The sequence below is a fragment of the Mesorhizobium sp. M0701 genome, from assembly GCF_040320365.1.
Taxonomy (GTDB): Bacteria; Pseudomonadota; Alphaproteobacteria; order Rhizobiales; family Rhizobiaceae; genus Mesorhizobium.
The window spans coordinates 1-6,434 of the sequence record NZ_JAMYPO010000092.1; the positions used below are offsets into that span (position 1 = coordinate 1).

Annotated in this window: 4 protein-coding genes; 2 read left to right on the forward strand and 2 right to left on the reverse strand. The window is 62.9% G+C overall.

Translation table 11 applies throughout. The annotated features are described in order from the left end of the window. Positions 1-222: 222 nt before the first annotated feature. Positions 223-3,750: a DNA polymerase III subunit alpha gene (dnaE, locus tag NKI24_RS35410; RefSeq protein ID WP_352750778.1), complete on the forward strand. Its 3,528-nt coding sequence runs from the start codon at positions 223-225 to the stop codon at positions 3,748-3,750. Positions 3,751-3,764: 14 nt separating this feature from the next. On the opposite strand, the gene NKI24_RS35415 is transcribed toward dnaE, so the two are convergent. Continuing rightward, on the reverse strand, positions 3,765-4,646 hold the full coding sequence (locus NKI24_RS35415; protein ID WP_352685082.1) for a DMT family transporter: 882 nt from the start codon (positions 4,644-4,646) through the stop codon (positions 3,765-3,767). Between the two features lie 173 nt (positions 4,647-4,819). Here NKI24_RS35415 and NKI24_RS35420 point away from each other — a divergent pair, with 173 nt between their 5' ends. Further along, a complete protein-coding gene (locus NKI24_RS35420) occupies positions 4,820-5,326 on the forward strand; it encodes a hypothetical protein (RefSeq protein ID WP_352750781.1) in 507 nt (168 codons plus the stop codon). A 665-nt stretch (positions 5,327-5,991) separates the two neighbouring features. Here NKI24_RS35420 and NKI24_RS35425 read toward each other — a convergent pair. Beyond that, complete coding sequence (locus NKI24_RS35425) at positions 5,992-6,279, reverse strand: GIY-YIG nuclease family protein (protein ID WP_352750783.1); 288 nt, start codon at positions 6,277-6,279, stop codon at positions 5,992-5,994. Between the last annotated feature and the right edge of the window lie 155 nt (positions 6,280-6,434).

Below are 6,434 nucleotides of genomic sequence, written 5' to 3' on the forward strand. Positions count from 1 at the left end.
ATCATACAGCACACGCCGGCGGAATCCGACACGTCACAACCGAGTCAATCCGTCGCAGCAAGATGTGTATACGCCCTAGTGCCCTCAAGGGGGGGAGATTGGCAGCTTCGGCGGTTGCTCTAAACTTCCAAAGCTCCAATCGCTTCCGCTGGACTCGTGTTACCCGGTGCCGGACAATACATCTTCATCGACTGAGTCCTTGTGAGGCGGCGCGAAAAAACCATGGCGGATGAGAGACTTCCACGCGATCCCTTGCTGCGCGAGGCCTATGCAAAGGCGTCGCGGGCAGAGGCGGCGGCGCGTCGGTTCATTCATCTGCGCGTGCATTCGGCCTATTCGCTGCTCGAAGGTGCCTTGCAGCTCGGCAAGATCGTCGGCCATGCGGTGCAGGACGAATGCCCGGCAATCGCCGTCACCGACACCAACAATCTGTTTGGCGCGCTGGAATTCGCCCAGAAGGCGGTAAAGGACGGCATCCAGCCGATCATCGGCTGCCAGATCGACCTCGCCTTTTCCGGCGAGGCGAGCGACAGCCAGCGCGACCGCAGGCGGCAAGGACCGGAGATGCGGCCGGTCGTCCTGATCGCCGCAACCGAGGCCGGCTACGGCAATCTGGTCAGGCTGGTCAGCCGCGTCTACCTCGAGACACCGCCCGGCGAAGCGGTGCATCTGACGAGCGAGATGCTGCAGGGCCACACCGACGGATTGATCTGCCTTACGGGCGGGCCGCGCGGTCCGATCGGCACTGCCTTGAAACAGGATCGCCGCGAACTCGCCGAGACCCGGCTCTCGGCGCTCAAGGGCCTGTTCGGCGACCGGCTCTATGTCGAGCTTGAGCGGGTCTCCGGTTACGACCGCGCCATCGAGCAGTCGTCGGTCGACCTCGCCTACCGCCACGATCTGCCGCTGGTTGCCACCAACGAGGCGTTTTTCTTCTCTCGTGAAGACTATGAGGCGCATGACGCCCTGATCGCCATCGCCGAAGGTTCCGTGGTTGCGGCCGACAATCGCCGCCGCCTTTCGCCCGACCACTTCCTGAGAAGCCAGGCCGATATGGCGAGGCTGTTCGCCGACCTGCCGGAAGCAATCGACAACACCGTCGAGATCGCGCTGCGCTGCTCGTATTACCCGAAGACCCGCAATCCGATTCTGCCGCGCTTTGCCGGCCGCGATGTCGCCGACGCCGATGCTGCGGTCAAGGCGGAGGCGCAGGAGCTTGCCAGGCAGGCGCATGAAGGGCTGGAGGCGCGGCTGGCGGCGCACGGCCCGACGCCCGGCTATACCGTCGAGCAATATCGCGAAAGGCTGGATTTCGAGCTCGGCGTCATCGAGAAGATGAAATATCCGGGCTATTTCCTGATCGTTGCCGACTTCATCAAATGGGCCAAGGCACAAGGGATTCCGGTCGGCCCGGGCCGCGGTTCGGGCGCCGGCTCGCTGGTCGCCTATGCCACGACTATCACCGACATCGACCCACTGCGTTTTTCGCTGCTGTTCGAGCGCTTCCTCAATCCCGACCGCGTGTCGATGCCCGACTTCGACATCGACTTCTGCCAGGACCGGCGCGAGGAAGTCATCCGCTACGTCCAACAGAAATACGGCCGCGACCAGGTTGGCCAGATCATCACCTTCGGCACGCTGCAGGCGCGCGCGGTGCTGCGCGACGTCGGCCGCGTGCTGCAGATGCCTTACGGGCAGGTCGACAAGCTGAGCAAGATGGTGCCGTCGAACCCGGCCAATCCGGTCAAGCTCGCCGACGCCATCGCCAACGAGCCGCGCTTTGCCGAAGAGGCGGAGCGTGAGCCGATCGTGCAGACGCTGCTCGATACGGCGCAGAAACTGGAAGGTCTTTATCGGCACGCCTCGACGCACGCCGCCGGCATCGTCATCGGCGACCGGCCGCTGTCGGAGCTGGTGCCGATGTACCGCGATCCGCGCTCGGACATGCCGGTCACGCAGTTCAACATGAAATATGTCGAGCAGGCCGGGCTGGTGAAATTCGACTTCCTTGGCCTGAAGACGCTGACGGTGCTGGACAGGGCCGTCAAGCTGATCCGCCGCCGCGGCATCGAGATCGATCTTGCCCACATTCCGCTCGACGACCCCGAAACCTACGCCATGCTGTCGCGCGGCGAGGTGGTCGGCGTGTTCCAGGTGGAAAGTGCCGGCATGCGCAAGGCGCTGATCGGCATGCGGCCCGACTGTATCGAGGACATTATCGCGCTGGTCGCGCTCTACCGGCCGGGGCCGATGGAGAACATACCGACCTACAACGCCAGAAAGCACGGCGAGGAGGAGATGGCGTCGATCCACCCGAAGATCGACCATCTCGTCAAGGAGACGCAAGGCGTCATCGTCTACCAGGAACAGGTGATGCAGATCGCGCAGGAGCTCTCCGGCTATTCGCTGGGCGAAGCCGATCTGCTGCGCCGCGCCATGGGCAAGAAGATCCGCGCCGAGATGGACAAGCAGCGCGAGCGCTTTGTTTCGGGCGCGGTCGAGCGCGGCGTCGGCAAGCCGCAAGCCGACTTCATCTTCGACCTGCTGGCAAAGTTTGCCGACTACGGTTTCAACAAATCGCATGCCGCCGCCTATGCCGTCGTCTCCTACCAGACCGCCTATCTGAAGGCGCATTACCCCGTCGAATTCCTGGCGGCATCGATGACGCTCGACATGGGCAATACGGACAAGCTCGCCGATTTCCGCCAGGATGCGCTGCGCCTCTGCATCGAGGTGGTGGCGCCGTCGGTCATGACGTCGTTCCGGGATTTCGAGGTCGGCGAGAACCGCATCTTCTATTCGCTGGCCGCGCTCAAGGGCGTCGGCGACGCGGCGGTCGAGCACATCGTCGCGACGCGCGGCGAAAAACCCTTCAAGAGCCTCGCCGATTTCTGTGAAAGGGTCGATCCGAAGATCGTCGGCAAGCGCGTCTTCGAAAGCCTGATCATGGCCGGCGCGCTCGACTGCTTCGGTCATGACCGTGCGGCGATGATGGCCGGCGTCGAGCGGATGATGGGGCTGGCGTCGCTGGCGCAGCAGAATGCCGTCACCGGCCAGCATGACATCTTTGGCGCCTCGCTGGGCGCACAGTCGCAGGCGCTCAACTTGCCGGCGACCGATCCCTGGCTCGCCGCCGACCGCCTGCACCGTGAATTCCAGGTGGTCGGGTTCTATCTCTCGGCGCATCCGCTCGACGAATACAAGGCGGCGCTGCAGAAAATGCGGGTGCAGACCTGGGGCGAGTTTTCGGCCGCCGTCAAACGCGGTGCTGCCGCCGGCCGGCTCGCCGGCACGGTGACCACCAAGCAGGAGCGCAAGACGCGCACCGGCAACAAGATGGGCGTCGTGCAGTTCTCCGACACGTCGGGCCAGTATGAAGCGGTGCTGTTTTCCGAGGGGCTGGCGCAATACCGCGACTTGCTCGAACCCGGCCGCTCGGTGGTGATCACCGTTTCGGCCGAGGACAGGCCTGAAGGCGTCAATCTGCGCATCCAGACCGTGCAGTCATTGGAGGAAGAGGCAAGCCGTATCCAGAAAGCGTTGCGCATCTTCGTCAGAAATGACGCACCGGCATCGACAATCCAATCGCAGCTTGGCCAGCGTGGCGACAGTCAGGTGAGCATCATCGTCATCAAGGAAGGCGGCGAGGGCGAGGTCGAGATCGAGTTGCCCAACCGCTACCGCGTATCGCCTCAGATCGCGTCGGCGATGCGGGCGGTGCCAGGCGTGGTCGAGGTGGAACTGGTCTAAGAGTTAGCGCACGCTTATGAAGCGGCGATCTCCGCCGGTTGCGGTGCTCTCCGCTGCAGGTTGAGCAGATTTCCCATGAGGATCAGCAGGGCGCCACCGGCGGTGAAGGCGTCGATCTGCTCGTGATAGAGCAGCCATCCGATCACCGCCGACAGCGGCACGCGCAAAAAGTCCATTGGCGAGATGACCGTCGCATCGGCATAGACAAGTGCGCGGGCCATGCAGAAATGCGACGACATGCCGGTGAAGGCTATGAGCAGGATCCACGGCCAGAGCTCAAGCGGCGGGTTTTGCCATTCGTAGAGCGCCGGGACGAGGCCAAGCAGCGACTGGATGATCAGCATCCAGAAGATGATGCGCACGACGCTGTCCGTCCGCGTCAGCGACTTGACGAGAACCACCGAGACGCCGAAGCAGACCGCGGCTCCCAGCACGATAACATGCCCCGGATTGACCGCGCCGACGCCCGGACGCACGATGATCACCACGCCGATCAGCCCGAGCACGATCGCCGCCAGCCGTGGCCGGGAGAGCCTTTCGCCGAGGAAAGCGACCGCCAGCAGCGCGGTCCAGATCGGCGTCGTGAATTCGATCGAGATCAGCACCGCAAGCGGGATCAGCGTCAGGGCGTAGAGCCAGGCAGCCTGGCCGGTATAGTGGACGACGTTGCGGGCGAGATGGGCCAGCGGGCGCCCGGTGCGCATCGCCGGAAAACCGCCTGACATCATGACCAGCGGCAACAGGATGAAAAAGCCGATCACCGAGCGCAGCTCGAGCACCTGGAAGACGTTGAGTTCTGCCGTCGTGGCGCGGCCGGCCACCGACATCGCCAGGAACGAGGCGATCGACAGCGCCATCCAGAACGCGGCCTTGGGGATCGAGGGTGCGGGTGCCATGCGGTTATGTCGCAAGCCGGAGCGCTCATCGCAACCGCTAGCCGACGCATTCGGCTGGGCCAGCCGTGCAGCGTTGCAAACAGTGATGTTGAAGCCGGAACCCGCCGCTGAGGGGAGCGTTGGTCCCTCAGTGTTTGCGTGCTGTGTTTTGGATATCAACGAGGAGCGGTCCGATGAAATCACTTGCACGATTTGTACTTGCCGGCTGCCTGACGGCCGGGGCCGGGGCAGCGCATGCCGACGATCCGGATTTTCTTCGCTCATTCCAGGGGAATTTCGCCGGCAAAGGCATCGTCAAGGTGACCACCGATGCGCCGACGGTGAATGTCTCCTGTCATTTCAATTCCGACGCAACGTCGAGCTCGCTGTCGCTCGACGGCAGCTGCCGCGGTCTTATAGTGGTGACGCGCGCCATCAGCGCGGACCTCAGGTCCAGCGGGACGAAATACACCGGCACCTATGTTGGATCGCGCACCGGGCCGGCGCAATTGAGCGGCAGCCGCTCCGGCAATGCAATCAATCTCGGCATCCGCTGGGCGAAGGAGGTCAATGGCGATCGCAAGGCGCAAATGACGGTTGAGAAAACCGGCGAGGACGGCATGCGGCTGACCGTCGTCGATACCGATCCGAAAACCGGGAAGAGTGTGGTGACCACCCGGATCGATCTGCAGCGCACGTGATCTTCTTGTTTGATCACGATCTTTTTGAAAACCGGTTTCCACTTTTCGCGTACGCGGACCTTCGGTTCGGAATCATGGTCTGGTTGTGAAAATCTGACGCTTAGTACCGACGCGAAAGACGGCTCGGGGTGGGCAGCAGTCAGTCCCGGCACGGCGATCTTGACGGGTTGGAAGCCGATCGGCAGCCAAGATTTCATCGTTCGTTTCGTTGGACCATCATAAACATTCGGGATCGGCCGAAACTTCCCCAACTTCGTCATCCTTGGGCGAAGCAGTAGCGAAGCGCCGTCGCGGAGACCCTGGGATCCATGGGATCCATGCGGTAACCTTAGCCGAAGAGTGCAGCGGAGCACAATTCCGCACCGCGGCAGCGCTCTGATGTCGCGGCATGGATCCAGGGGTCTGCGCCGCGTCGCTTCGCTCCTTGCTCCGCCCCAGGATGACGAAGCGATGGGCGTTTGCGCTACTCGCAAAGCCGATCGGCAGCAACCGTCGATAGTTCTGTCAGCGGCCAATTTCAGTGGCAAACCGCTAACTTCGGAGATTGGCTGAAACATCCCTCCAATTCGTCATCCCGGGGCGGAGCAAGGAGCAAAGCGACGCGGCGCAGACCCTGGGATCCATGCCGTTACCACGCGGCAGTGCGCCTGCGGACCAGAACCGAACTACCACCCCGTTCCGCGAAAAAGCTCGAACCACTCTGGATTGGTCTTCTCGATCAGCTCGATCTTCCACTGCCGCGGCCAGCGCTTCAGCGACTTCTCGCGCTGAATGGCGTCACGAATGTCGAAATGTTCCTCGTACCAGACCAGGCGCTGCACGCCGTAGCGGCCGGTGAAGTGCGAACCTTGGGCGGATTTGTGCTCCGGCATGCGGCGGCCGAGATCGTTGGTGACGCCGATGTAGATCGTGCCGCGCTTCTGGCTCGCGGTCATGTAGGTATAGCCGGTCATGGCTGAAGGGGTAGCTGGCACAGTTGCGGATACAAGCGCCGTTCTGAGCCGCTGTATTCTTCGGCTGACGTCACGGCATGATGGGGTGGACGGCGCCCGACGGCATCGGATGTGCCAGAATGAGTTCGTTGAGATCTCAAACAAGGGAGCCGTCC